The organism is Arthrobacter sp. Leaf69, from assembly GCF_001422645.1.
Classification (GTDB): Bacteria; Actinomycetota; Actinomycetes; order Actinomycetales; family Micrococcaceae; genus Arthrobacter.
Genome location: NZ_LMLR01000001.1, coordinates 532,420 through 556,855, shown reverse-complemented (window position 1 = coordinate 556,855; position 24,436 = coordinate 532,420). Strand labels below are relative to the sequence as shown.

Genomic DNA, 24,436 nt, shown 5'->3' with positions numbered 1-24,436 from the left:
CAGTGTCGTAGCCCGAAGGCCGCGTCAGCCCTGCTCGGCTACCAGCTGGAGCACACCAAAGACGGGATCCTGCGTCAGGATGCGTACGTCGGTGATTCCTGCGGCGGCCAGGGCTGCGCGGAAGGATTCCTGCAGGCGCGGGACGTTCATGCCCAGTCCGCTGCCGAGGATCACCGGGCCGTCGATGCGCAGTTGCCGGACCGTCTGCTCCGCGAGCCCGGCGAGGTCGCGGCCGGCCTGGTCCACGAGTTCCCGGCTGGCGGCGTGGCCGGCGTCGGCGGCATCAACCACGAGCCGGGCTCGCTCGGCCCAGTACCGGCGTCCGGTGTCCGGTGAATGGAAGAGTGCGATCAGCTTGTTGGGATCATCCACGCCGCAGGAGGCCAGCAGGGCAGTGGTCAATTCGTCCGGTTCCAGCCCCTGGTTCATCCGGCGCAGGCTGTGCCGGACGGCCTCGCGGCCCAGCCAGTACCCGCTGCCTTCGTCCCCCAGCAGATAGCCCCAGCCGCCGGCGCGGGCCTCCTCGCCGAGACTGTTCCGGCCCCAGGCGGCCGAGCCGGTGCCGCCAATGACTGCCACGCCGGTACTTGCTCCCCCGGCGGCCAGCAGGAGCCGCGAATCGTGGACCACTGTGATCCGGGCGCCCGGCACATGCGGCGCGATCAGGGCGGTGAGGGCCTCGGCGTCGGCGTCGGTATCGATGCCGCCGGCTCCCGCATACACCCGGGAGACGGTCCCGCCGCCGATCCGGGCGAAGAGCTCGGCAAGATTGAGCGCCGCCACTTCGCGGCTGACGTTCTGGACGTTGGAGCTGCCCACCGATTCGTCGGCCACAACGGCGCCGCCCTCGAACCGGACGCCGCGGGTCTTGGTTCCGCCGATGTCAAGGCCGATCACGGCGCCGGCGGCAGGAACGGAGGGAACGGTGTCCGCCGCGGGCGGGATGTCAGAATGGGTCACCGGAACAGCCTACTGAATCACGCACAGGAGTGAGCAATGTCGCACGACATCTTTGGTACCCGGGTCATTGCTGCTCCGATGGCCGGCGGGACCTCTACTCCGGACTTCGTCACAGCCGTGCATGAGGCCGGCGGACTGGGTTTTTTGGCCGCGGGCTACAAGACTGTGGAAGCCATGCAGGCGGACATCAGCAGCGCCCGTGCCGCGGGGGCACGTTTCGGCATGAACGTCTTCGTTCCCGATCCCGCCCAGCAGGTTCCTTCCGGCGCCGTGCTGGCGCAGCTAGAGGAATACCGCGCCCGGCTGCGGCCGGACGCACGTCGATACGGCGTGGAGGTCCCGCCGTTGCGGCTCGACGACGACGACCACTGGCACGGCAAGATCGACGCCCTGCGGGAGAACCCGGTGGAACTGGTCAGTTTCGCGTTCGGGCTGCCCGGGACCGGCGTCGTGCGTGCCCTGCAGCGGGCAGGTTCCACCGTGCTCGCCACAGTGACCACTGTTGCCGAGGCGCTCGAGGCCGCCGGGCAGGGCGTCGATGCACTGGTGGTGCAGCATGCGAGCGCCGGGGGTCACAGCGCGGCATTCCAGCGGGACGCCGGCGGCCGCGATGCAATCCGGCCAGGCACGACGGCCGAGCTGGTCACCCGGGTGCGGTCCGCCGTCGGACTCCCGCTGGTCGCTGCCGGCGGCGTGATGGACCGGGCCGGGCTGAAAGCAGTCCTCGCGGCAGGGGCCGAGGCGGCACAACTGGGCACCGCATTCCTCCGCACCGACGAGAGCGGCGCGCGCCAGCTGCACAAAGACGCCCTCGCCAGCCCGCGTTTCACGGAAACCCGGCTGACGAGGGCCTTCACGGGGCGGGGGGCCCGGGCACTCGTCAATGAGTTTGTCCTGGATCACCCCGACGCGCCAGAGGCCTATCCCGCCGTGCACCACCTCACCGCTCCCCTGCGCGCGGCTGCCGCGGCCGCAGGGGATGCGGAGCGGCTGAACCTCTGGGCAGGAACGGGCTGGCGGCAGGCACGGGCCGGCTCCGTGGCGGAGGTCATGGCTGATTTGCTGGGCTGACGCATCGCCGCACCGCGCCCCGGCCGCCGTGCACCGTCTAGGTCGCCGAATTCGCTGAGGTCGCCGGAGCCGTGCCGTTTCGCTGGACCGTTCCGGCGATCTGGCGCCACTGGCCAGCTCCGGCACCCCGACGCCACGGCGCGACTCAGGCGCCCGCGCGTCCCCGGACGAAGCCGGCGAGCAATGCGGGGCCCTCGCTGAGCACCAGCTCCCGGAAGAGCCGCACCGGGTCCGGCTCTGCGTCGGCTCCCCCGCGGCGTTCCCGCCAGGCCAAGCCTATCTCCCGGAAGGCCAGGCCTGAATCCAGGGCGAGCTCCACCCAGCCGAGATCCCCGGACTGGGCCGGAGTGTGGCGCCCGGGGGCCACCTCCCCGGGCGGGAGGATGCTCACGCCGAGGCCTGCCGAGACGAGTCCGCGGGCCGTGTGGGAGTCCTGGCTCTCGAAGGCGATCCGGGGCCGGAATCCCGCCTCCCGGAACAGGGCGTCGGTCAGTGAGCGCATGCCGTAGCCCGGGCCCATGGCCACGAACGGGTCCTGCCGGATCTCCTCGAGGCGGGCGCGGCGGCGCTTGGCGAGGGGATGCCGGTGGTGGACGACGAGCCGCAGCGGTTCCCGGTACAGCGCTGCCGAGGAGATCAGCCGGCTCGGCGCCGCGACCGGGGCGGTCAGGGCAAGGTCCGCGTCGCCGGCGGCGAGTTCGGCCAGGCAACCGTCCCGGGCGCCTTGGCTAAGCGCGAAGGCCGGCTGTGGATGCCGGCTGCGGAAGGCACTGATCAGCAGCGGCAGCATCGCCTCGCCGAAGGTGTGCTGGAAGGACACTGCGATCCGTCCGCGCACCACTTCCGATTCGTGCCGGACAAGGTCCAGTCCGGCCTGGAACTCGTCCAGCGCGGCCTCGATGTGCGGCAGGAGCGCCTTGGCGGCAGGGGTCAGCCGCACGCCGCGGCCGTCACGGATCAGCAGTTCCGTCCCGATGATGCTGCTGGCCCGGGCGATACCCCGGCTCACCGTCGACTGAGGCACTCCCAGCACTTCGGCGGCAGCGGTGACGTGCTGAGTGCGCCCGAGCTCGGCCAGCAGGGGCAACAGCGGCAGCAGCTGCACCAGGTGTTTGTGCTCGACGTCCATTGCCTGCCCTCCAAATCATTGCGCATTCGCTATGAATTCTATGAGAATCATGCATTGGAAGCATGTTCAGCTGAAGCCTATTCTGGGGACATGCCACGACTTCCACTCCTCCGCCACCCCGCTGGCCCCGAACGCGCCCCGACGGACGCCGCCGGGACCGGGACCGGCCCGGCGCCCACCGGCTCGGATGTCGTCGGGATTCCCGCCTGGCCGGGACACCCCAAGGGATCCGCCGCCTACAGGAAAATTCTCGCGGGGCTGGCGTTCGCCGGTGTGGCCACCTTTGCCCAGCTGTATTCCACCCAGGCGGTGCTGCCTATGATGGCGGCCGACCTGCAGGTCACGGCGGCTGAAGCGGCACTCACGATTTCGCTGGCCACCGTAGGGCTGGCCTTAACGGTTCTTCCGTGGTCCTTCCTGGCCGACCGGATCGGGCGCGTCCGGGCCATGATGTGGGGCATCTCCGCCGCCACCGCCCTGGGCCTGCTGGTCCCGCTCGCCACCAGCTTCCCGATGCTGCTGGGCCTGCGGATGCTCGAAGGCATGGCACTGGGCGGCATCCCGGCCATCGCCATCGCTTACCTCAACGAGGAGGTCAACAAGGCCCACGCCGCGCTGGCGGCTGGAACGTACGTCGCCGGGACCACCTTGGGCGGACTCGCCGGCCGGCTGCTGGCCGGTGTGGTCGGTGAACTGTGGGGATGGCGGGCTGCGGCCCTGGCCGTCTCCATCCTGGCCGGCGCCGCGGCGGCCCTGTTCCTGCTTCTGGTCCCGCAGGCGCGGGGCTTCACGGCCGCGGCGGCCAGCGGCTTCCGCGGGGCACTTCGGACGCTGACGGGCCACGGCCGGAACCCCCGCCTGCTCGCCCTCTACGTCCAGGCGTTCCTGCTGATGGGCGGCTTTGTGGCCGTCTACAACTACCTTGGCTTCCGGCTCTCCGGCGAACCTTTCGGACTGCCTGCCACCATCATCAGCCTGATTTTCCTGGCCTACCTCTCCGGAACAGTCTCCTCCCGCTGGGCCGGGGGCTTGGCGGCGCGGTTCGGGCGGCGCACGGTGCTGATCGCGGGAACGGTCCTGATGGTGGCGGGCCTGGCGCTAACGCTGACCCAGCTGCTGGCGCTCATCATGGCAGGCCTGCTGCTGTTCACCGGAGGCTTCTTCGCGGCGCACAGCATCGGCGCCGGCTGGACCGGCGTGATCGCCACGACCGGCCGGGCCCAGGCGGCGTCCCTCTACAACCTCGCCTACTACCTTGGATCCAGCGTCATCGGCTGGGCCGGCGGGCTGGTGTTCCAGTCGCTCGGTTGGACGGCGCTGGCCTTGACCGTCATCGGATTGGCCTGCACGACGGCGGTGATCACCGCCGTCGTGCATCCCGCCCGCCCGGCGCCCGTGGCTGAGACGCCCGCGGCTAAAGCGAGCGGCGTTAGCGCGTAGCTTCGATGGCCTGCACGAGGTCGGCCACGACGTCGGCCGGGTCCTCCAGTCCGACCGACACACGCAGCAGGCTGGCGTGCGGTTTGGCCTCGGCGGCGACCGGGCGGTGGGTCAGTCCGGCCGGGTGCTGGATCAGAGTGTCGATGCCGCCGAGCGAGACCGCGTGCGTGATCATGCTCACCGCACCGGGAATCCGCTCCGCGTGCCCGGCAGTGCCCACGTCAAAGGCGATCAGCGAGCCGGGACCGGACATCTGCGTCCCGATCAGACCCTGCGGGTCGCACTCGGGCAGCCCCGGGTAGAAGACCCGCCGGACCAGCCCGTGTTCGGCCAGGGCCGCCGCGACTTTCTGCGCGCCGGCCTGCTGGGCGCGCACCCGGACAGGGAGCGTGGCCAGTCCGCGGTGGAGCAGGTAGGCCGGCCAGGGTGTGAGGATTCCGCCCGTGACGGCCCGGATCTGGCGCAGCCTCGTGGTCCACTCGGGCGCCGCGGCCACCACGCCGCCCATGGCATCTCCGTGGCCGCCGAGGAACTTGGTGGCGCTGTGCAGGACCATGGCCGCGCCGTGGCGGAAGGGCCGCTGGAGGATCGGACTGGCGAAGGTGTTGTCGACCAGGAGCGGGACGCCGTCGGCCGCCGCGGCCACGCGGGCAATGTCGACGAGTTCCAGGCTCGGGTTGGCCGGCGTCTCGAGGATCACCAGGCCGGTGTCGGGCCGGAGCGCGGCATGGACACCCTCCGGGGCAGTGAACGTCACCTCATTGCCGAGCACCCCCGAGGCCAGCAGGTAATCGCTCCCCCCGTACAGTGGCCGCACCGCGACCACGTGCTTCTTTCCGGTGGCGACGACGGCAAGCAGCACCGCGCTGAGCGCCGCCATGCCGGTGGCGAACGCCACCGCCTCCGGGGTCTCTTCGAGGACCGCCACGCCCTCCTCGAACCGTGCCACGGTGGGATTCCAGAGCCGCTGGTAGACGGTGCTCTGCCCCTCCATGTGGGTGCCACCCGTGGCCATGTGCTCATAAGCGAGACCGCCGTCGTGCACGGAGGGTAGCGGCGCCGTGGTGGAAAGATCGATCGGCACTGCGTGCACGCCCAATTCAGTGAGGCCGGTCCGGCCGGCGTGGACGGCCAGCGAGTCTTGAGAAAGCACGTTGCTCCTTATGAATATTCACCATTGAATGCCGCAAGTATCTGGCAATAATTCGGAGATTTGTAGGGGGCATGAATGGAAGTGTTGGAATGTGCCGTTTATGATGAACTGACAACACTTCAAGGAGGATCCGTGAGTAGCAGTGCGAAGAATCTTCGGCCGGGAGCGGGTGCCGGCGAGCCGCTGGACGCTATCGACGAGCGCCTGCTCGCGGCACTCGTCGCCGACGCCCGCATCTCCAACAAGCAGCTGGCTGAACTCGTGGGGATTGCCCCGTCCACGGCCCTGATGCGCACCCGCGCCCTGTCCGACCGCGGGATCATCCAGGGCTTCGAGGCGAAGCTGAGCCTGTCCGCGATCGGCCGCTCCGTGCAGGCCCTCATCGCCGTCAGGCTGCGCGCCCATGACCGCGAACAGATCGACCGCTTTACGTCCCGGGTGCCCAAACTCCCGGCCGTGCTGTCGACCTTCCACACCTCGGGTTCGGTGGACTACCTGCTGCACATCGCGGTGGCCACCACCGAGGACCTCCGCGACTGGGTGCTGGACAACCTGGCCACCGATCCCGTGGTGGGCCACACCGAAACCACGCTCGTGTTCGACCACATCCAGGGCAACCAGGGCCCGCTGCCCGACTAAACGGGCCGCGGGCCCGAGCTCAACGCTCCGGCGCCCCGGGCTGGCGCAGGAGGCGCGTAACGCCCTTCCCGGGCCGTCAGCCGCGGCGCAGCGCCGCCCGCAGCGTCATGCCGGCGAGGACCGCCGCCGCGATGGCACAGACCACGACGAAGCCGGCAACCGCCGTCTGCAGGCCGACGACGCCGGCCGCGAGCCCCAGCCCAATGACGGGAATGGCGCTGCCCAGGTAAGTAATGACGTAGACGGTGCTGATGATCTGGGCGTGACGCGAGGCCTCGACCTTCCCGGCCACATCGTTGAAGACGGTCCGGAAGGACACACCTTGGCCGATGCCGGCGGTGATGCTCGCGACAATCAGCAGCCAGGGACTGTTCCAGGCGGCAGCCGCCGCGATGAGCAGCACCGACGCGGCCAGAACGGCAAGTCCCATCGGCACCACGAACCGTCCCCGCACGGCGAGCAGCTGGCTGAGCGCGGAGGACCCGAGGGTCAACCCTGCCAGCAGGCCAATCAGCGGGCGCGAATCCGCGTGGACGATCTGGGCGAAATAGCCCGGCGCAAGGGAGAGGCAGAAGCCGAAGACGGTGAAGCTGAGGAACCCCACCGAGGCAGCCAGCCAGAACGCGCCCCGTGCTTCGCTGGACACCGACGGCCGGCGGGGCGCCAGCACGCGCAGCGGCTGCGGACCCGCAATCGAGGTGATCGCCGGCCGGGCCTTGAGAAGGTACAGCGGAACCAGCAGTGCGGTGAGAACCACAGAATGCAGGAAGTACGGCGTGGAGGTGGGACCGGGCAGCAGCGAGAGCACTCCCCCGATGGCCGGGCCGGCCGCCACACCGCCGGCGGACGCCAGCAGGGTGAACCTCGAGGCCCATTCGGGGCGGCTGGGCAGCAGCTCCCGCAGGGCCGCCGAACTGGCGCCGGTGGCGAGGGCCACCGCAATGCCCTGCAGGGCCCGGCCGGTGCACAGCGCGAACAGGCTGTCCGCAGTGGCAAAGACGGAACCGCCCGCGAGGCCAACAAGCACGGCGAGCACCAGGGCGGCGCGGCGGCCGATGTGGTCAGACCAGTGGCCGGCCAGGATCAGGGTGGCCACCAGCGCCAGGACGTACGCGGAGAAGGCTACGGTGACGTCCAGCGCCGTGATCCCGAGCTTGGCCTGCAGCAGCGGGTACAGCGGGGTGGCGAGATTCGCGCCGACCAGGAGCGTGAAAATCACGACGCCGGCCATCACCAGCCGTGCGGTGGTGGAAGCGTCCCAGCCCCAGCGGTCTGCCGTGGCCGGGCGCATGCGGAGTTCACTGAAGACCGTCATGTCCGTGCCCTTACGTGGAAGCGGGCCGCGTGTTCCCTGTGGTGGGGGAACCGCCAGCCCGTGAAAATTCGATACGTCCAGAATGACGGACGGCTGATCTCCACAGCTGAAATGCATGGCAAAATTGATCAAAACAGTCAATCGAGTGCTGCCAGAGTGAACCGGAGTGATGATTTGAACAGTCTGGACCCCACGGACCTGAAGATCCTGCTGGAGTTGATCCGGGATCCGCGGATCCAGATCGGTGAACTCAGCGACACCCTGGGCATTGCCCGCAACACCGCGCAGTCCCGCGTGCGGCGGATGCAGCGCTCCGGTTTGCTGCACGACGGCGGCCGCGAGATCGATCTTGAAGCGGTGGGGTACGACGTCGTCGCCTTCGTCACGATCGAGGTCAACCACCGGGAACTCGACGGCGTGGTGGGCGCCTTGCGCCTGATCGCACAGGTTCTGGAAGTCCATGAGATCTCCGGACGCGGGGATGTGTGGTGCCGCGTGGTGGCCACCGACACGCACAACCTGCAGGCCGCCTTGCGCTCCATCCTCCGGATCAGGGGCGTCATCCGGACCGAGACGGTCCTTGCCCTCCACACGCACATCCAGTACCGCACCGAACCGCTGATCAGCCGGCTGGCCCAGGGCAGCTCCCTGGCCCCCGCCCGGCCAAAGTGATCTCCCCGGCCCGCCGCCCGCCGTGGCCAACGGTGCCCGCGCGGCCGCGACCGCGGAAGACGGGATAATGGGCCCGTGACTATCATCGATAACGCCGTCTATGTGGACGGCGTCCGCACCGCCGAGCCGCAGAGCCTCGAGCAGACCTTCGAAACCCTGAGCCGGCACGGCGGAATGGCGTGGGTCGGCCTCTACCGGCCGACGGAGGACGAAATGGCCGCCGTCGCAGAAGAGTTCGGTCTGCACCGGCTCGCCGTGGAAGACGCTATTTCGGCCCACCAGCGCCCCAAGCTCGAACGCTACGACGACAATCTCTTCACCGTGCTGCGCCCGGCGCGGTACCTGGATGAGACGGAAACCGTGGAATTCGGCGAACTCCACGTGTTTACCGGCAAGAACTTCGTCGTCACCGTCCGGCACGCCGAGACCGGCGGGGTGGCCCAGGTGCGGCGAAAGCTGGAGCGGCGCCCCGACCTCCTGTGCCACGGCCCGGAGGCTGTGCTTTATGCGCTGATGGACCAGGTGGTGGACGACTATGTGCCCGTGGTGGCGGGGCTGGAGAATGACATCGACGAGATCGAGGACCAGCTCTTCAGCGGCGACCCCAAGGTGTCCCGGCGGATCTACGAACTGGCGCGTGAAGTCATCCAGTTCCAGCGCGCCATCCATCCGCTCCCGGCCATGATGCAGCTGCTCCGGCGCGGCTTCGAAAAGTACCAGATCAATTCCGAGCTCCAGCACAACCTCCGCGACGTCGAGGACCACGTGGAGCGGCTGATTTCCCGGGCGGATTCCTTCCGGGACCTCCTGCAGAACGCCCTCACGCTCGACGGCACGCTGACCGCCAACCGCCAGAACGAGGCCAGTGCCGAGCAGAACGAGCAGGTCAAGAAGATCTCGTCGTGGGCCGCCATCCTATTTGCACCGTCATTTGTCGCCGGTATCTACGGCATGAACTTTGACGCGATGCCCGAACTGCAGTGGAGTTTCGGCTACCCAATGGCGATCGGGCTGATGGCCGGCACGGCCGCCCTGATGTACGGCATCTTCAAGAACAAGGGCTGGCTCTAGCCCAAAGGCCCCGGCGCCCGGGCCCACCGGCAGGGCGGGGGCGGAGTCCTGGCGTCGTGAGCGCGCGGTCAGCGGCGCTGCCGGGCCTGCGCGACCAGGCGGCTGAAGGCCAGGACAAAGACCGCCTCGACCAGGACCATAAGCCCCAGCAGCAGCCACTGGCCTGCGCCGATAAAGTCGACGGCTCCGATCACCACCAGGGTGGTTCCCAAGGCCAGCGCGTAGACGGCGAAGCCGATGGCCACCTTCGCGCTGCGGACTCCCGTGCGGAAGCCAAAGCCCAGGGGCTCGCCCCCGGGGTAGCCCTCCACGCGGTCCGGTCCCGCGGGCTTGAGGCTGTCGAACTCATCCCACGGGTCGCGGTCCTGGTCCTGTTCGGTCATGTTTCCATTATCCCGCGGGTACGGCGCTCTGAGGGGCTGCGGTCGCATTCTCCGGACGACGCCGTCGGCGACTTGAGTTCACCGGCGGTCTGGGACCGACCGCCCCTAGGCGGCCCGCACGTCGATTTCCCCGGGGGCCGCGCCGTCAGCGCCGAACACGAGGTGGCGGTTGGCTATCTTCTCGCTGAAGAACCGGTCGTGGCTGACCACCACGACGGCCCCCGGGAAGTGCACCAGCGCGCGTTCCATGACCTGCGTGCTGGACATGTCCAGGTGGTTGGTGGGCTCATCGAGCAACAGGACCGAGGCACCGGACAGGAGGCACTGCGCCATGGCGACACGTGCCTTCTGCCCGCCGGAGAGGTTTCCAATTTTCTGCTTGAGGTCCGCCTCGGAGAACTGGAACATCGCGAGGAACCGGTTAACGGATTTCCTGGTGGCGCTGAACGCCAGGCTGTCAGGCAGCGCGTTGACCGCGTGGGACACGGTGTCGGCGTCGTCGAGGTCCGCCAGCATCTGGTTGTAGGACACGAACCCGGGTCCCTTGGCCCAGGCCACGTCGCCGGTGTCGGCCTGCTCTTCTCCCGTCAGCACCTTCAGGAGAGTGGACTTGCCGCTGCCGTTGGAGCCGAGGACCACGATCCGGTTGCCGCGGCGGATCTCGAAGCTCAGATCGTCGAACAGCAGCTTCTCGCCGTAGGACTTGCCCAGTCCCTCCACACGGCAGAGGACGTCCTTGACGTGCAGGCCGCCGTAGATCTCGGTGACGATCTGGTCAACGGGGCGGGGCGTGCGGGACTTCTTGATCTTGGCCAGCTGGTTGCCCAGACCGCGGCTGGCCGCCTTGGCAGCTTCGCGGCGATCCGCGATCCCTTCGGCTTCGAAGGCCAAGAGCTCGGACTCGTGCACGAACTGCTGCTCCAGGGTTTTGAGACGGAACTGCTTCTGGACGACGTATTCGCCGAAATTGCCCGGGTATTCATGCAAGTGGAAGTTCTCCACCTCGATGATCCGGGTGACGACGGCGTCGAGGAACTTTCGGTCGTGCGAGACGATGATCGCGGCGCCCTTGAAGTCCCGGAACCAGCTTTCGAGCCATTCCACGCCGGCCACGTCCAGGAAGTTGGTGGGCTCGTCCAGCAGCAGCACGTCAGGGACCTCGAGGAGGATCTTGGCGAGGGCTGCACGGTTGCGCCAGCCGCCCGACAGTTCGTCGATCGCGCAGGTGCGGTGGGCCTCATCGAAGCCCAGGGTCGTGAGGACCGTGTCGATGCGCCGCGGGTAGTCCCAGCCGTCGAGCCGTTCCATCTCCGCGAACAGCTCAGCCTGCCGGCCGATGAGCCGGTGGAGTTCGGTTTCCGCGGGATCGGCTGCGATGGCCGCGTCGATGGCGGCCAGTTCGGCTTCGACGGCCTTGATCTCCGAAAACAGCGCGTCGAGGACTTCAAGAATCGTGGCGTCCCCGTCGAGTTCGGAGAACTGCGAGAAGTAGCCCACCTTGGTCCCCGGTTCCAGGGTGACGGTGCCCGTGTCCGGTGCCACCTGGTCGAGGACCAGCTTGAGGATGGTGGTCTTGCCGGAACCGTTTTTGCCGATCAGGCCCACCCGGTCCCCCGCTTCGAGGCGGAAGAACGCTTCCCGGAGGATCTGGGTGTTGTCGAAGCGCACGCTGACGTCTTGCAGTCGGATCAGGCTCATGAGTTTGAATCTCTCAAGTTAGGTGGGGAAGGGTATTGATGCGTGCGGCGGAGCGGGACGCTAGCGGACGGCGAGCCGCCACAGTGAGGTGACCTCGGCCGCCCGGGCCGCGAACAAGGGATCGTTGCGGTCGGATGCCTTGGGGTGGGTTGGCCGGGTGTCGAGCCGTTCCAGCACGCTCAGCCCGGCCGCGTCGATGGCGCCCAGCAGTTGCTCACGGGTCCGCAGGCCCAGGTGCTCGGCCAGGTCCGAGAGGACGAGCCAGCCCTCCCCGCCCGGCTCCAGGTGGCCGGAGAGCTCGTTCAGGAACCGGAACAGCATCCGGCTGCCGGGGTCGTACACGGCGTTATCCAGCGAGGAGTGCGGGGTGGCCGGAATCCACGGCGGGTTGCACACGATGAGCGGCGCGCGGCCGGCCGGGAACATGTCGGCCAGGACAGCCTCCGCCCGGTCCTGGACGCCCAGATGCCGGAAGTTCTCCGTGGCGCAGGCAATCGCGCGGGGTTCATTGTCGGTGGCCACCACACGTTTGACGCCACGGCGGGCCAGAACGGCGCCGAGCACGCCGGTGCCTGTCCCGACGTCGAACGCCAGCGTGTCAGAAGGCAGCGGAGCGGCGGCCACCAGGTCGACATACTCGCTGCGGGTGGGGAAGAACGTGCCGTAGTGCGGATGGATGCGGCCCTGCAGGGCCTCGACGTAGACGCCGTTCTTTCGCCATTGGTGGGCGCCGATGGCCCCGACAAGCTCGTGGAGGGAGACAACCGATGGTCCGCCGATGTCCCCATAGGCTTCCTCGGCGGCCTGCCGGACATCCGGGGAACGCCGCAGGGGCACCACCGGGCCCGGATCGAGCGGGATCAGCAGCAGGCCGAGCATGCGCGCACGGTGCGAGCGGGCCTGGCGGTGCCGGTAGAACTCATCGGCCGGGGTGTCCGCGACCTTCTTCTTCCCGGTGCCCAGCCGCCGGTCCATGGCGTTGAGGATCTGCCGGGCATTGTGGAAGTCACCCTGCCAGAGCATTGCGATGCCCTGGGACGCCATCCGGTGTGCCTCGTCGGCCGTCAGGGAGTCGGTGACCACTTCGATCCGTACGGGCGCGGGCCGTCCGTTCGCCGACCGCCAGCGAGCCGTCCTGCTGTGGCCTGCCTCGGCCCACGTCACGACGGCGGGCTCACCCGCTGCGGCGGTCTGCGGGGGCGTGGAGGCGGGCGCAGGGACGTCCACGGGGCCCGGCACGGCGGTAGCGATAAGAGAGTTCCAATCCCAGAGTCCGAGGGAGGCTGATCGGAGACTGACGGTTACAGCGGGAGTCCGCGACGCCGGATGCTGCCACTGGCGTACCTACTCAGGATACAGGCGGGTGCTGGTGCCCGCCCGCCACGCATCCGGACCTTCCCTAGGACGAGATGCGGCTGCGGACGATCTCGCTGACGGCCTTGCCGTCGAAGCGGCCGGCGACCTTGGCGGTCACCGGCTTCATCACCGCGCCCAGCTGACGCATGGTCAGCTCGGTTCCGTCTGCCGTGAGGGACTTGATGACCTCGTCGACGATTGCTTCCACTTCGGCCGCTGTCAGCGCCTTGGGGAGGTAGGCTTCGATGATTTCAGCTTCGGCGATTTCGGCTGCGGCCCGCTCCGACTCCCCCGCCTCGGTGTAGATGCGGGCGGTGTCGCGGCGCTTGGCTGCTTCCTTCTGGAGCAGCGACGTCACCTGGGCGTCGTCCAGCACGATCGGAGTCTTGCCGGATTTCTCCCGCGTTTCTATTTCGCCCAGGACATTGCGCACCGTGGTGAGGGCGATCTTGTTGCGGTCCTTCATGTGGCTGACGACGTCGGCGTGCAGGCGTTCTTTCAGGGTGGTCATGATTCTCCTCGTGTCATAAGACAGGATATCCGTCGACTACTCCGCGGCCAGGGTCGTGACCCATTCCGGGGTTGGCTTGCCCAGGCGTTGGTCGGTGAGCAGCCGCAGCCGCGCGGCGGCGACTTCCATCGCGCGTTCGTCCTTGTCGACGGCCCCGGGGGCACGCGCCGTCCGGCCTTCGACGGCGAGCTGCCGTTCGGCGGCGTTGAGGGGCTCCTCCCAAGCGGCTTCAAGGACTGCAAGCTCTCCGCTGCCGGCGAGCTCACTTTCACCCAGCACGCACAGGACCTTCAGCCCGACCGTGCCCCGCTTCGTGTCCCCCGAATAGACGGCATCGAGCGCCCACTGCGTGCGTTTCCACCACTCGGCACGGTTGTCCGCGACAGACTTCTGCTTCAGGGTGTTCCAGCCGATGAACCCGGCGATGCCGGCCCCGAACAGAACGGCGAGCGGACCCAGGGCGGCGAGGATCTGCCACCACTCGGCCGGGCCGGAGTGGATGAAGACCTCGACGGGGACGGGAGTCGGGGAGGGTGCCGGCGTCATGCGTTTAGCCTAAGCCTCACCCCGAACGCGGGCACCTGTTTTGTCGCTCAGGGCGCAGGTTCGTATCCGATGAGCCAGTGAAGTCCGTGCCGGTCCATGACTTGGCCGTCCGACGCGCCCCAGGGCTTCGGGGCCAGAGGGTCGATCACCCGGCCGCCATCGGCGAGTTTGTCGAACCACTCGTGGAGAACCGCCGGTTCGGCGGTGCCCAGCAACGAAAGCATGAGGCCTTCGAACCGGACAGTTGTCTGGCCGGCTGCCGCATCCGATCCCGCCAAAGCAACCACGCCGTCGAGTACTCCGTGCGCAATGGCGTCCGGCGGGCCGTCGCTGCGGCTGAACTCCTCGTACGTGAACAACGAGAGCTCTCCGCCGAACACGTCCGCGTAGAAGCCGAGTGCTTCACGCGCCGTGCCGGGAAAACTGACATAGATCTGCGGTGACGTCATGAGCACAGCATACAGATGCCGAAAGTCCTGCCCGCGGCGATTTACCGGCGGCATCTGGCGGCCCTAACTGCGTCCATTCCACGCGGCCGAGAGGGAGTGCCATTGTCCCAGCGGATGTCTACTCCGGCACGGACAATCCCCGCAGATCCTGATGTCTGCGGGGATATCCGCGGCCGTTAGGCCAGATGCTGCGCCCGGTTTGTCAGATGTTCGAGTGCGGCACCCCGGGGTTGACTACGGCTCCAGCTTTGGGGGTCCAGGTGATGGATGTGCCGCCTTCGAACCTCTGGATGACGCCCCCGAGAGGAAGCGCCTGCTCGTCGGTGACGGGGTAGCCCAGCTGTCCGGCCTGCGCGCCGTTCTTGATCCACGCGGTACGGATGGCTCCCTTCATGATGCGGGCGCCGGTAAAGGACGACCACACGACGGTGCCGCCCTGGAAGGACTGCGACGCTCCGCGGCCATTGAGGCCGGTTTCGTCAGATGTCGGGTACCCCAGGCTCCCGTTGGCGCCGCCCGCGGCCACCCATTTGGCGCCGATGGCCCCGGCGATGGCGTGGGCGCCGGCCGTGGCGTTCCAGACGATCGTGCCGTGCTGATAGCGCTGGTAGGTGCTGGTCTTGTTGGCGCTGAGCAGCTCACCGGACGTCGGGTAGCCCATGCGGCCTTTTTCGTAGCCGAGCTTGCCGTGGGCGGTCCGGATCGCGCCGCGGGAGACCTGTGCGCCCGTCGCCGGCGAGTAGACGACGAAGCCGCGCTGGTACTGCCGGTATGCGCCCCCGTCCTTCAACCCGGTAACCGTCAGACCCAGCGGCGAACCGAGGTTGTACTGGACCGCGATGCGGCTGATCGAAGTCGTCATGCCCAACGGCGGCGACTGTGCGGGAGCTGGAACGGACACGCCGCCGACTGTGGCAGCCTGTGCCGGTGCGGCTGCCACGATAGCGCCGCTGATGATGCCGAGGCCGAGTACGGCCCCAAGAACTTTCGCGTACAATTTTCCCCCAAAAATTTGCCGGCATTGCCCGGTTTCGGGAATCGTAACCTACCGGCGGTACGGGAGGGTAGCACCGGGTGTCGCGCCGTGGCGGGCGGGCATATCGTGGATCTCTGTCCGGACGAATTGATGGTCGGGGCTTGGCCGGCGTCGGGTGGATGTCCCCCCGGGTTTCAGGGGTTCCATTCGTCATTATCAGGCTGCCAATAACGGTCCGAGCCGAGTAGCGGACTCGGCTGTTTCGCTGCCGGGGCGGGAGCGGACGGCCAGGTACGCGGTGCCGGAGGAGGTCCGCACACCTTACGTGCCGGCCATGTCTTGTGTCAGCTCAGTGATGCCGTTCATGCCCGGATCCTACCGGCAATCGGGCCCGGCTAGCCCGCCGGTACTACCCCATAGGCATAGCACAGCCAGACAGCGGCTGCCTTGTCAGCGGGTGAGCCCTCCGCCTTGATCTCGGCCAAGTCGTCGGCCAGGTCAACGGTGGCGTCACGGAACGCATCCGCGTCGCTTTGTAGCATGCCTGCCGCTGCCGCTGCCACGGACTCATTGAACGCGTCCGGGGTCGAAATGTCCCCCGCCATCCAGTCGCACGCAACGTCGACGCCGGCGGAGACGGCTGCGTTGTCTTTTGCGTTCTCGGCGGCGGCAACCATCCGGTCAATGCGCTGTTGGGGCAATCTCCAGCCCTGGTAGTTGTCCGCGGTGGCTGCGACAGCGGCAACCTCGTCAGCCGACGCCCCGTAGCGGGCTGCCAGATCGGGCACCACCGAGGTGGCCGCCTTGATTTCGCCGGTCTCCCGACCAAGTGAGCCGAAAACCTTGGATGCGGCGCCGCGGGTCAGTTGAATGGCGCTCTCGGATTGGCCGGGGTTGCAGGACGCGGCGGTGCCAAAAATGACGGCGGTAAAGACGATGAGCGCCGTGGTCCGGGTTAGTGGTTTTGTGCGCATCGGGATCCTTTCATCTGGCAGGACCCCAGCCCCCGCACTCCACAAGGGCAGTGTGGCACCGGTGCCGTGGCGTTTCAAGGGATTTCGGTATCCAACAGAAGACCATCGGCGGGGCCATGCTGGGCGCTCGATGGTCATGTGACGGATTTGGTCCAATCAATTCTTCACAGCAATACCTGATGACAAGTCGGGTCATGGAGCCTAGGCTCGGGTTCAGTGTCGCCCGGGGGTGGGTAATCGGGACCGGCACCTTCACCGTCAAGGCGGACTATCTTCTACATCTGGGGGCAAGCTTCTTTGGATCCAACGAAACGCCGGTCGGCTAAAGCCTGGGGTGCCAGTGTTGCCGCTGCCGGCATCATCCTCGTCGCCATATCACCCCTCTCGTCAGCGTTCGCTGACACAGAGCCCACGCCTACGCCCACAGTTACTTCCACGGTTACCCCAGCGCCGTCACCCGTTGTCACGCCGACGCCCACTCCGACCCCAGTCCCCTCGCCCATTGAGGCCAAGTGGACTTCCGTCGGGGCTTTGCTGGGCAGGCTCGGAAGCAAAGTCGGCACCGAGGTCACTGGGCTCACCAATGGCGGCTCCATGCAGATGTATGAACACGGTTCGATCTACTACACGGCTGCGACCGGCGCTCATGTGATTGAGGGCAGCATCGGTGCCAAGTGGATCGCCGCGGGAGCGCAGAAGGGTTTCCTCGGCTACCCGACCAGCGACACCCAGACCGGCCTGAAGAACGGCGGCTCGACGCAGCGTTTCGTTGCCGGCACGATCGCTTCCTCCCCCACGACAGGTGTGCGCATCGCCAGGGGAGGGATCGGCAACAGGTGGATGGCGGCGGGCTCCCAGAACGGGCTGCTCGGCTACCCGATCACCGATGAAATCCCAGTGGCCAACGGCGGTGAGTTCCGCAGGGGCGATGTTTACCAGAAGTATCAGGGCGGTTCCATCTACTGGGACCCTGTACGTCAGGCACGGATCATGCACGGCGCGATCGGCGCCCTGTGGGCATCGCTAGGTGCCGAGCGCAGTAAGCTCGGCTACCCGGCCGGCGAGGAGGTCGGCGGACAACCACGCGGCGGCGTCTACCAGCAGTTTGTGTCTGGCTCCAAAGTTTCCGAAATATATTGGACCCCCGTGTCCGGTGCCCACTACGTCCTGGGAGCCATCCGGTCCGCGTGGGGAATACCGTACGTGTTCGACAAGATCGGCTACCCGATCACCAATGAGATCGCCGGGCTCAAGAACGGCGGTGTCTACCAGCGGTACCAGTTCAAGAACGGTGCCATTTACTACTCCCCCGCAAGCGGGGCCTGGCCCGTTCTCGGAGCTATCCGGAGCGCATGGGCAGCGACCGGCGCAGAACGCGGTCGCCTGGGCTATCCGACTTCCGTCGAATTCCTCTCCTTCGGCGAAACGGTCCAGAACTACCAGAACGGCTCCATCAGCTACACCCCGGCGCGTGGCACTACCGTGAACATCTGGCGGTAACAGCGACGGCCGCTGGATTGCCTGATCATCATCCGGCGAGCACAACGCACGAGGGCTGGCCGGTATGTCCCGCCTGGGCCGACAAGGGCACCAGCACGGGATTCGCCAACGCCGACTCCTCGGAGAACGAATCCGAGCGGCACTTCATCCTTGAGGTCACGGTCGGTGCCTCCACGGCCCGGGTCGACGAATATCATGTCCGCCAGGAAGGCGAAAAAGGCGCCGGCCTCATCGACAAGGTCGGCCCGTTTGTCAGCGTCTCCCCCGATGACATGACCCCGGAAATGGCCGCGGACACCCTGTCCGCCCTGACCCGGCTGCTGGAGCAGTACGAAGCCAGGGCCTGACCGGAAAGTATTCCGTGCCATGCCCCGCACATAGAGTGCATGGAACCGCGTCCGGGTGCCACGAGCCTCCGACTCCTGGCACCCTTGGACACATGTGGAGGCACCCTGTGGGATCTTGGGTGAGCGCTGACTTGGCGAGCCCGAGGGCGGTGTGCGCCGTCTTGATCGGGCGTCGGCCAAGTGTGACGGTGAGACATGAGCTGGGCTTCAGCGGCTCGGGCGCCTTAGCGGCGGAATCCCCAGCGCCCAGACTTCGGGGGGCGTCCACGGGGCAGTGCATTCAGGGTCCCGATGACTCGAAAACCCCTGCAATCTGTGGAGCTAAGGAGATTCGAACTCCTGACCTCTTCGATGCGAACGAAGCGCTCTACCAACTGAGCTATAGCCCCGACGCAACGCCGTTCCCGAAGGTACGGCGTTGCCGGTTTCCCTAGGCTACAAACTATCCGCGTTCTTTGCCAGCCAGCCGCTGAATGTCTCACCGGCGTGGCGTTCCTCCGGTACCAGGTTCAGCCCGGCGCGCAGGTAGTTTCCCATGGCACCCGGCAGCGGCAGCCGCACCAGGCGGCCGCTGGAACCGGTGACGGCTTTCCACTGCCGGGCGAACTCCTCCATCTCCTGGATCTCGGGCCCGCCGACAGTACGGACGCTATGCCGCACGCCCGCCGGCGGTTCGAGTGCCGCCTCCAGCAGGGCTGCGGCGACGTCGGCGGGCGCGATCGGCTGGAACCGGGCACCCTTGATCACCGGAATGATCCGCAGCGTCGAGCCGGCCCCGAACATGGCCGCCAGCAGGGAATGGAACTGCGTCGCCCGGATCACGACAGTGTCCAGCCCGGAGCGCTCATAGACCTGTTCCTTGGCCGCCTTCGAGGCGTAGTAGCCGAAGCTGCTCCGGTCGCAATTGACGATGGACAGCATCACGGCGCGGGACACGTCGGCGTCCTGGGCCGCGGCGAGAAGCCGGGCGCCGCCGTCGGCGAAGTTCTTCAGATCCTTCCCGGAGCGCCCCTCCAGGCAGTCGATCACGACGTCGGCCCCCGCCAGTGCCGCCGCCAGCCCCTCGCCGGTGGTGACGTCGGCGGGGAAGTACTCCGCGCCGTCGACCCTGGCCGGGGCACCGGCGGGCAGCGGATGCCGGCAGAGGGCCGCCACGCCGTACCCGCCCGCGACAGCCCGCCGCACCACTTCGCGGCCCACCTGGCCGGTACCGCCGGCAACACAGATTCTTGTCATGCCCTGAGGCTACCGGCCTTCGCCCGATTTCCGGACGCCCCGGGCGAGCCGGATTCAGAAGGGCCGGTACTAAATGGCCCGTCCTGATCTGAAGGACACCGGCGCCCGGACACGGCAAAGCCCCGGGCGGCCATGACTGGCTGCCCGGGGCTCGATAGAAAATTCAGGCCCGGCGTCGCTGCAGGACGTCGTCCAGGTTGCTGAGGGCGCTCTGGGCCTTGCCCAGGGGCTTCTGCTCGCTGTCCGGGCCGGCGGTGCCAGCCGATGCCTGCGGGAGACCCTGCTTGAGCGACGGCTTCCCCACGGCCTTCGGGGCTTCCGGCAGGTCGAGCGGCTCAGGGGCCGCCCGTTCGGCCTTCGGCGCCTCAACATAGGTGGGCTTGGGGACCTCCACCGGCTCCCAGCTGGATCCTTCGACGGCCTGGAACTCCGCGCTGCGGCGGACGGACGTGTCGCCCGAAGCCACCGCTTCCGCCAGGGCCGCCTGGCGCAGTTCCTGGGCGGTCAGCGGCTTGGGCGCCGGTTTGCGCTCTGCCGCGTCGGCCTGGGCGTCAAAGAGCGGGCTCTCGGCACGTTCGCCGGGTTCCCCTGCCGGTTCCAGAAGCGGTGTGCGCTCCGGGGCGGACCGGGCCGGGCGTGCCGGGGCGCTCATGGCCGATCGAAACGCGGCGTTCATTTTGCGGCGGCGGTCCCGGACGGCGAGCCGGCGGAGCACGACGACAGCGAACGCGGCGCCGAGAAACGCGACGACTGGCAGCCAAACAGGACCGGTGCCGAAGATCCGCAGGACTGCGGACACTATCCCCGTCAGCAGCGAGAGCAGACCCGTCAGCGCCAGCGTCAACCGGCCATAGCGGATCTTGAACGCCGGACCGGTGGATGCGGGCTGGCGGACGCGGTCGGACCCGGACGTTCCCGGGCCGGACACGGTGGACTGGGTAGGGGGCATGGGTTTCTCCTGCTGGGCCGCCATCTTCATGACGTGGCCGGCTTGCGGGGCTGTTTCTGGATCAATGAGGTCCGCCACGAACTCGCCGGCGGGCTGCAGCTGGTGGCGGCCGTTCCGGAGTATGTAGGGTGCAACCCACACGATCCAGAGCGCAACAGCAATGACAAGGATCACAGAGCTGCTAAGAGGGAAGTCCACATCAAAACCGTATGAGCAATGCAGTGCGCCGGGCCGCATTGTCCCCGGTGTGTCGCGGGACAAGTGTCAATTGACTGCATTCATAACGTCTGTGCTGGTCAGGAAGGGTCTGACCGCTCATGCGGGCCGGTTCTGTAGCCACCTCGCCAGGAGCCCCTCCGGCACTTCTTCGGACGTCAGCGCGAAGCTCCGATGGTCTGCCCACTGGCCGTTAATGTGCAGGAATCGCGGCCGGTAACCCTCGTCTCGGAAGCCGAGTTTCTCGACCACCCGCAGGCTGGGCGCGTTTTCCGGGCGGATGTTGATTTCCATCCGGTGCAGGCCGAGGGTCTGGAAGCAGTAGTCCGTCGCCAGGGCCACAGCGGTCGGGGCAATGCCCTGTCCGGCCCGGTCCTTGTCCACCCAGTACCCGAGGGTGGCCATCATCGCCGATCCCCACACGATGGAGGACACCGTCAGTTGGCCCACGATCACAGGCTCCCGGAAACCGGGGGTCCAGGCAGTGATCAGGAAAGGCAGAGCAGTTCCCTGGGCAGCCTGGGCCTTGAGGGAGCGCACCATCTGGCGGTAGTCGGGGAGGCCGCCGCCGGGAGCGGGGTTGGACGCTTCCCAGGGGGCCAGCCACTCGCTGTTGCGGGAGCGGACCTCGGTCCACTCCTTGCGGTCCCGGTACCGGATGGGGCGCAGCACGAGGTCGCCGCACTCAAGGGTCGCCGGCCAGTTGAAGCTGCCCCCCACGGGATTTACTTGGTCAGGCTGGGTGTGAGGCTGGCGGCGAACTCGGGCAGCCATTCCCGCAGGCCGGGGCCCAGATCCTCGCTGTCGCAGGCCAGCTGCACGCAGGCCTTGAGGTAGCTGAGCTTGTCGCCTGTGTCGTAGCGGCGGCCGCGGAACACAACGCCGTACACTCCGTAGCCTTCACCTTCGCCGGCGGCCAGTTCCTGGAGGGCGTCCGTCAGCTGGATTTCGCCGCCGCGGCCGGGTGCGGTGTGTTCCAAGACCTCGAAGACTGCCGGGTGGAGGACGTAGCGGCCGATGACGGCGAGGTTCGACGGGGCATCGGCGACGTCGGGCTTCTCGACGAGGTGGTTGATTCGGACATACTCTTCGCCGTTGACCGCCTGGATATCGGCGCAGCCGTAGGCGCTGATCTGGGAGGGATCCACCTCGATCAGGGCAACCACCGAACCGCCGGTCTTGGCCTGGACCTCGATCATGGTGCTGAGCAGTTCGTCGCGGGCATCGATCAGGTCATCGCCCAGCAGGACGGCGAACGGTTCGTAGCCAACGTGCTGCTTGGCCCGAAGCACGGCGTGGCCCAGGCCCATGGGATCGCCCTGGCGCACGTAGTGGATGTCCCCCAGGTTGCTCGCCGCCTGGATGGATTCCAGCTTGGCGGTGTCTCCCTTGTCCTCAAGAGTTGCTTCCAGCGCGGGAACGCGGTCGAAGTGGTCCTCCAGCGCGCGCTTGTTGCGTCCGGTGATCATCAGGATGTCGTTGAGGCCGACGTTGACGGCTTCCTCCACGACGTACTGGATGGCGGGCTTGTCCACGACCGGAAGCATTTCCTTCGGCATGGCCTTGGTGGCGGGAAGGAACCTGGTGCCGAGGCCGGCTGCGGGAATGACGGCCTTGCGGACGGGAGAGTTGAGTGTAGTCACTCGACTAATCTAACGGAGGGACCAAACATTCGGTAATCATTCGAGCCGCCGGAATAGTATCTGCTTACCGGGCCGCGCCCGGCCGAGGGACACGAGGCGGAGGAGCCAGAGACCATGCTGACGAAAGCAGAAATCCGGGCCGGGCACCGGGCCGGCCGTGCCACACTGACCCGGGCCGGGCTGGAGAGCGCCGGAGAGGCCATCGCACGGCACGGACTCGCCTGGGCAGCCGAACTGTCCGGCAGCAAACCGGGCACCTTCGCCGCATATCTCGGCGTCGGCGTCGAGCCTCCGACGCTGCCGCTGCTGAAAGCGCTGCATACCGCCGGGCACCGCATCCTGCTTCCGGTCTGCGAACCCGAGCTGGCACTGAGCTGGGTGTACTGGACGCCGGCCTCCGAATCCGTCCGGAGCCGTTACGCTCCGATCCAGGAGCCCGCAGGCGAACGCCACGACACAACCGTCATGCGTTCCGCCAGCGGCATCTTCCTGCCGGCCACCGCCGTCGACTTTTCCGGTAACCGGATCGGTCAAGGCGGCGGGTACTACGACAAGTTCCTGGCGGCGCTGGCCGCCCTCCTGCCGTCCCGGCCCCTGGCGTCCGACGGCGGGCTGTTGCCCCCCGTGCCGACGGCCGCCATCGTGTATGACGCCGAGGTGCTGCCCGCCGGCAGCATCCCGGCAGAGTCCTTCGACCGGAAAGTGGCCGCCGCCCTGACCCCGGGCGGCCTGCTGCGGGTTCAACCATAGCGCATGGGAGCCGCGCGGCGGGGTGATAGAATTAGCACTCAGGCCCTGCGACTGCTAAGGGACGGATTCCGCCGAGAAACATTGCGGCGATGATCCCGACCGGACAGCACGGGACCTGCTCGTTTGTCCCAGAGGAGGATTTCCAGTGCCCACGTATGCATACGCCTGCAAGGACTGCAGCCACGCCTTCGAGATCGTGCAGTCGTTCACCGACAGCTCCCTCACGTCCTGCCCCGAGTGCCAGGGGACCCTCCGCAAGAAGTTCAACAGCGTTGGCGTCGTCTTCAAGGGTTCCGGCTTCTACCGGACCGACTCCCGTGATGCCAAGGGCAGCACCGTCTCCCCCGCCCCCGCTCCCACCCCGGCAGCGACTCCGGCGCCCGCCGCCGCCTCCGCCAGCTAGGCCGTCCCGCGGGGCTCCGGCCCAGCCGCGCCCCGCCGCCGGTCCGCGGAACCAGCAGGCCTTTCTCCACATAGCCCAGGCTGCCCCTGCACGGGTTTGGTAATGGTGCGTAGTGTCGCGCCATGGCCACCTTTGCGCATTCCGTTCCGCCACCCGGCAGCCTCCGGCCGGGCATCCCCCTTGGCTTACTGCATGGTGTTTTACCGCGAGGGTTTTTACCGCGAGGTGTCTTACTCCGTGGCGCGCTGCGCCCTTCGTCAGTCCTCAGGATCGGCCGTTCCCCCGGACGACGCCCCGGCCGCCCGGGCTCCGGAACTTCACCGCGAGGCCAAAGACCCGCCGGCCGGCACTTCCGGCGGACGGTCCGCTGGCTGGACCGCAACCGCCGTCTGACCGTGGCGCTGCTCCTGTGCATCGCGGCCGGTATCACGGTGCAACAGTTGACGCCGGCCCCGGCCTACACGGTCTCCGCCTTCGCCGCAGCAAGGGACCTCCCGGCCGGGAGGACACTCGGCCCGGACGACCTGACGGTCCTGGACATCCCGCGCGGCCTCGTGACTGCGGGCAGCTTTGGCGCCAACGACTCCCCTCGCGGCCGTCAGCTTGCCGTAGCGCTCCGCAAAGGTCAGTTGCTTTCCGACGCCCAGCTCCTTGGACCCGGTTTGCTGGCGGGCAGCCCGCCGGGATCTGCGGCCGTGCCGCTCCGGATGGCCGATCCCGCTTCCATCCAGCTGCTCTCGCCCGGACAGCTCGTCAATGTGGTCATGACAACCGGTGACGGCTTCGATCAGCCCGCGGCGTCCCGGCTGCTGGCGGCCGCGGTGCCGGTGCTGTGGACTTCCGGGAACGGCGGCGATGCCGGCCAATGGCTGGCCGCCGGGGAAGCGGACGGCCTTATGGTCGTGGCGGCCGACGCCGAACAGGCGCGCCGTCTCGCCGGTGCCTCCACCCAAGGGAAGCTGTTCTTCGTTCTGGTGCGGGCTGGCCCCACGTAGCGGTCCCCGCGTAGCTGGCCACGGTGGCGGGCTCCGCGCGTAGCGGTCCCCCGC

The 24,436-nt window shown here is 67.8% G+C and carries 26 protein-coding genes and 1 tRNA gene; 10 read left to right on the top strand and 17 right to left on the bottom strand.

Annotated elements, in window-relative coordinates; all coding sequences use genetic code 11:
- Nucleotides 1–24: 24 nt before the first annotated feature.
- Nucleotides 25–960: a BadF/BadG/BcrA/BcrD ATPase family protein gene (locus tag ASE96_RS02610; protein WP_082492533.1), complete on the bottom strand. Its 936-nt coding sequence runs from the start codon at nucleotides 958–960 to the stop codon at nucleotides 25–27.
- 36 nt (nucleotides 961–996) lie between these two features.
- Here ASE96_RS02610 and ASE96_RS02605 point away from each other — a divergent pair, with 36 nt between their 5' ends.
- Entirely contained in the window at nucleotides 997–2,031 is a 1,035-nt protein-coding gene (locus ASE96_RS02605) for a nitronate monooxygenase (RefSeq protein WP_056425520.1), read from the top strand.
- Between the two features lie 145 nt (nucleotides 2,032–2,176).
- Here ASE96_RS02605 and ASE96_RS02600 read toward each other — a convergent pair whose 3' ends face one another.
- Nucleotides 2,177–3,160 carry a LysR family transcriptional regulator gene (locus tag ASE96_RS02600; RefSeq protein ID WP_056425519.1) on the bottom strand — a complete coding sequence of 328 codons (984 nt, stop codon included), beginning with the start codon at nucleotides 3,158–3,160 and terminating at the stop codon, nucleotides 2,177–2,179.
- 90 nt (nucleotides 3,161–3,250) lie between these two features.
- On the opposite strand from ASE96_RS02600, the gene ASE96_RS02595 reads away from it, so the two are divergent.
- Complete coding sequence (locus ASE96_RS02595; protein ID WP_082492532.1) at nucleotides 3,251–4,600, top strand: MFS transporter; 1,350 nt, start codon at nucleotides 3,251–3,253, stop codon at nucleotides 4,598–4,600.
- Here the strand turns inward: ASE96_RS02595 and ASE96_RS02590 are convergent.
- Nucleotides 4,590–5,753 carry a trans-sulfuration enzyme family protein gene (locus tag ASE96_RS02590; RefSeq protein ID WP_200912971.1) on the bottom strand — a complete coding sequence of 388 codons (1,164 nt, stop codon included), beginning with the start codon at nucleotides 5,751–5,753 and terminating at the stop codon, nucleotides 4,590–4,592. The two genes, ASE96_RS02595 and ASE96_RS02590, sit on opposite strands and share 11 nt — an antisense overlap.
- A 132-nt stretch (nucleotides 5,754–5,885) precedes the next feature.
- Here ASE96_RS02590 and ASE96_RS02585 point away from each other — a divergent pair, with 132 nt between their 5' ends.
- Nucleotides 5,886–6,392 (top strand): Lrp/AsnC family transcriptional regulator, encoded by a 507-nt coding sequence (locus ASE96_RS02585; RefSeq protein ID WP_056425512.1) that lies wholly within the window; start codon nucleotides 5,886–5,888, stop codon nucleotides 6,390–6,392.
- A gap of 76 nt (nucleotides 6,393–6,468) precedes the next feature.
- Here the strand turns inward: ASE96_RS02585 and ASE96_RS02580 are convergent, their stop codons facing one another.
- Nucleotides 6,469–7,707, bottom strand: coding sequence for an MFS transporter (locus ASE96_RS02580; RefSeq protein ID WP_056425509.1), 1,239 nt, complete (start codon nucleotides 7,705–7,707; stop codon nucleotides 6,469–6,471).
- A gap of 174 nt (nucleotides 7,708–7,881) precedes the next feature.
- Between ASE96_RS02580 and ASE96_RS02575 the strand changes: the two genes are divergently transcribed.
- Both ASE96_RS02575 and corA read left to right on the top strand, forming a co-directional pair.
- A complete protein-coding gene (locus ASE96_RS02575; RefSeq protein ID WP_056425505.1) occupies nucleotides 7,882–8,379 on the top strand; it encodes an Lrp/AsnC family transcriptional regulator in 498 nt (165 codons plus the stop codon).
- Nucleotides 8,380–8,454: 75 nt separating this feature from the next.
- Entirely contained in the window at nucleotides 8,455–9,450 is a 996-nt protein-coding gene (corA, locus tag ASE96_RS02570) for a magnesium/cobalt transporter CorA (protein ID WP_056425501.1), read from the top strand.
- 68 nt (nucleotides 9,451–9,518) lie between these two features.
- Here corA and ASE96_RS02565 read toward each other — a convergent pair whose 3' ends face one another.
- The 8 genes from ASE96_RS02565 to ASE96_RS02530 all read right to left on the bottom strand — a co-directional run bounded on the left by ASE96_RS02565 (nucleotide 9,519) and on the right by ASE96_RS02530 (nucleotide 16,343).
- The gene (locus tag ASE96_RS02565) at nucleotides 9,519–9,833 is read right to left on the bottom strand and encodes a hypothetical protein (RefSeq protein ID WP_056425499.1); all 315 of its coding nucleotides are present in this window, start codon (nucleotides 9,831–9,833) and stop codon (nucleotides 9,519–9,521) included.
- A 105-nt stretch (nucleotides 9,834–9,938) separates the two neighbouring features.
- Nucleotides 9,939–11,531 (bottom strand): ABC-F family ATP-binding cassette domain-containing protein, encoded by a 1,593-nt coding sequence (locus tag ASE96_RS02560; RefSeq protein ID WP_056425496.1) that lies wholly within the window; start codon nucleotides 11,529–11,531, stop codon nucleotides 9,939–9,941.
- 60 nt (nucleotides 11,532–11,591) lie between these two features.
- The gene (locus ASE96_RS02555) at nucleotides 11,592–12,695 is read right to left on the bottom strand and encodes a methyltransferase (protein WP_056426602.1); all 1,104 of its coding nucleotides are present in this window, start codon (nucleotides 12,693–12,695) and stop codon (nucleotides 11,592–11,594) included.
- A gap of 235 nt (nucleotides 12,696–12,930) precedes the next feature.
- Nucleotides 12,931–13,398, bottom strand: coding sequence for a GatB/YqeY domain-containing protein (locus ASE96_RS02550; protein ID WP_056425493.1), 468 nt, complete (start codon nucleotides 13,396–13,398; stop codon nucleotides 12,931–12,933).
- Between the two features lie 36 nt (nucleotides 13,399–13,434).
- Nucleotides 13,435–13,944: a hypothetical protein gene (locus ASE96_RS02545; protein ID WP_056425491.1), complete on the bottom strand. Its 510-nt coding sequence runs from the start codon at nucleotides 13,942–13,944 to the stop codon at nucleotides 13,435–13,437.
- 47 nt (nucleotides 13,945–13,991) lie between these two features.
- Nucleotides 13,992–14,393, bottom strand: a complete 402-nt coding sequence (locus tag ASE96_RS02540) for a VOC family protein (protein WP_056425488.1) — start codon at nucleotides 14,391–14,393, stop codon at nucleotides 13,992–13,994.
- 202 nt (nucleotides 14,394–14,595) lie between these two features.
- Nucleotides 14,596–15,255 carry an LGFP repeat-containing protein gene (locus ASE96_RS02535; protein WP_156367475.1) on the bottom strand — a complete coding sequence of 220 codons (660 nt, stop codon included), beginning with the start codon at nucleotides 15,253–15,255 and terminating at the stop codon, nucleotides 14,596–14,598.
- Between the two features lie 509 nt (nucleotides 15,256–15,764).
- Nucleotides 15,765–16,343, bottom strand: coding sequence for a hypothetical protein (locus ASE96_RS02530; protein ID WP_056425482.1), 579 nt, complete (start codon nucleotides 16,341–16,343; stop codon nucleotides 15,765–15,767).
- A gap of 297 nt (nucleotides 16,344–16,640) precedes the next feature.
- Here ASE96_RS02530 and ASE96_RS02525 point away from each other — a divergent pair, with 297 nt between their 5' ends.
- Both ASE96_RS02525 and ASE96_RS02520 read left to right on the top strand, forming a co-directional pair.
- Nucleotides 16,641–17,843 carry a hypothetical protein gene (locus ASE96_RS02525; RefSeq protein WP_082492531.1) on the top strand — a complete coding sequence of 401 codons (1,203 nt, stop codon included), beginning with the start codon at nucleotides 16,641–16,643 and terminating at the stop codon, nucleotides 17,841–17,843.
- Nucleotides 17,844–17,860: 17 nt separating this feature from the next.
- Nucleotides 17,861–18,190: a hypothetical protein gene (locus tag ASE96_RS02520; RefSeq protein ID WP_056425474.1), complete on the top strand. Its 330-nt coding sequence runs from the start codon at nucleotides 17,861–17,863 to the stop codon at nucleotides 18,188–18,190.
- Nucleotides 18,191–18,506: 316 nt separating this feature from the next.
- Here ASE96_RS02520 and ASE96_RS02515 read toward each other — a convergent pair.
- The 5 genes from ASE96_RS02515 to galU all read right to left on the bottom strand — a co-directional run bounded on the left by ASE96_RS02515 (nucleotide 18,507) and on the right by galU (nucleotide 22,234).
- A tRNA-Ala gene (locus ASE96_RS02515) sits at nucleotides 18,507–18,579 on the bottom strand.
- A 46-nt stretch (nucleotides 18,580–18,625) separates the two neighbouring features.
- The gene (locus ASE96_RS02510; RefSeq protein WP_056425471.1) at nucleotides 18,626–19,426 is read right to left on the bottom strand and encodes an SDR family oxidoreductase; all 801 of its coding nucleotides are present in this window, start codon (nucleotides 19,424–19,426) and stop codon (nucleotides 18,626–18,628) included.
- Between the two features lie 163 nt (nucleotides 19,427–19,589).
- Nucleotides 19,590–20,549 (bottom strand): hypothetical protein, encoded by a 960-nt coding sequence (locus ASE96_RS02505; RefSeq protein ID WP_082492530.1) that lies wholly within the window; start codon nucleotides 20,547–20,549, stop codon nucleotides 19,590–19,592.
- A 141-nt stretch (nucleotides 20,550–20,690) separates the two neighbouring features.
- Nucleotides 20,691–21,311, bottom strand: a complete 621-nt coding sequence (locus tag ASE96_RS02500) for a GNAT family N-acetyltransferase (RefSeq protein WP_056425466.1) — start codon at nucleotides 21,309–21,311, stop codon at nucleotides 20,691–20,693.
- Nucleotides 21,312–21,316: 5 nt separating this feature from the next.
- Nucleotides 21,317–22,234, bottom strand: a complete 918-nt coding sequence (gene galU, locus ASE96_RS02495) for a UTP--glucose-1-phosphate uridylyltransferase GalU (protein WP_056425463.1) — start codon at nucleotides 22,232–22,234, stop codon at nucleotides 21,317–21,319.
- A gap of 114 nt (nucleotides 22,235–22,348) precedes the next feature.
- On the opposite strand from galU, the gene ASE96_RS02490 reads away from it, so the two are divergent.
- From ASE96_RS02490 to ASE96_RS02475, 3 genes are all read left to right on the top strand, one after another.
- The gene (locus ASE96_RS02490) at nucleotides 22,349–22,984 is read left to right on the top strand and encodes a 5-formyltetrahydrofolate cyclo-ligase (RefSeq protein WP_056425460.1); all 636 of its coding nucleotides are present in this window, start codon (nucleotides 22,349–22,351) and stop codon (nucleotides 22,982–22,984) included.
- A 145-nt stretch (nucleotides 22,985–23,129) separates the two neighbouring features.
- Nucleotides 23,130–23,387, top strand: coding sequence for an FmdB family zinc ribbon protein (locus tag ASE96_RS02485; protein ID WP_056425457.1), 258 nt, complete (start codon nucleotides 23,130–23,132; stop codon nucleotides 23,385–23,387).
- A gap of 371 nt (nucleotides 23,388–23,758) precedes the next feature.
- The gene (locus tag ASE96_RS02475) at nucleotides 23,759–24,382 is read left to right on the top strand and encodes an RcpC/CpaB family pilus assembly protein (RefSeq protein ID WP_235500111.1); all 624 of its coding nucleotides are present in this window, start codon (nucleotides 23,759–23,761) and stop codon (nucleotides 24,380–24,382) included.
- Nucleotides 24,383–24,436 lie beyond the last annotated feature (54 nt).

Excerpts from the sequence above, each read along its gene's own strand:
- ASE96_RS02605 (WP_056425520.1), top strand. The coding sequence starts at position 997 with ATGTCGCACGACATCTTTGGTACCCGGGTCATTGCTGCTCCGATGGCC.
- ASE96_RS02600 (WP_056425519.1), bottom strand. The coding sequence starts at position 3,160 with ATGGACGTCGAGCACAAACACCTGGTGCAGCTGCTGCCGCTGTTGCCC.
- ASE96_RS02595 (WP_082492532.1), top strand. The coding sequence starts at position 3,251 with ATGCCACGACTTCCACTCCTCCGCCACCCCGCTGGCCCCGAACGCGCC.
- ASE96_RS02580 (WP_056425509.1), bottom strand. The coding sequence starts at position 7,707 with ATGACGGTCTTCAGTGAACTCCGCATGCGCCCGGCCACGGCAGACCGC.
- ASE96_RS02565 (WP_056425499.1), bottom strand. The coding sequence starts at position 9,833 with ATGACCGAACAGGACCAGGACCGCGACCCGTGGGATGAGTTCGACAGC.
- ASE96_RS02560 (WP_056425496.1), bottom strand. The coding sequence starts at position 11,531 with ATGAGCCTGATCCGACTGCAAGACGTCAGCGTGCGCTTCGACAACACC.
- ASE96_RS02550 (WP_056425493.1), bottom strand. The coding sequence starts at position 13,398 with ATGACCACCCTGAAAGAACGCCTGCACGCCGACGTCGTCAGCCACATG.
- ASE96_RS02545 (WP_056425491.1), bottom strand. The coding sequence starts at position 13,944 with ATGACGCCGGCACCCTCCCCGACTCCCGTCCCCGTCGAGGTCTTCATC.
- ASE96_RS02540 (WP_056425488.1), bottom strand. The coding sequence starts at position 14,393 with ATGACGTCACCGCAGATCTATGTCAGTTTTCCCGGCACGGCGCGTGAA.
- ASE96_RS02535 (WP_156367475.1), bottom strand. The coding sequence starts at position 15,255 with ATGACGACTTCGATCAGCCGCATCGCGGTCCAGTACAACCTCGGTTCG.
- ASE96_RS02530 (WP_056425482.1), bottom strand. The coding sequence starts at position 16,343 with ATGCGCACAAAACCACTAACCCGGACCACGGCGCTCATCGTCTTTACC.
- ASE96_RS02510 (WP_056425471.1), bottom strand. The coding sequence starts at position 19,426 with ATGACAAGAATCTGTGTTGCCGGCGGTACCGGCCAGGTGGGCCGCGAA.
- ASE96_RS02490 (WP_056425460.1), top strand. The coding sequence starts at position 22,349 with ATGCTGACGAAAGCAGAAATCCGGGCCGGGCACCGGGCCGGCCGTGCC.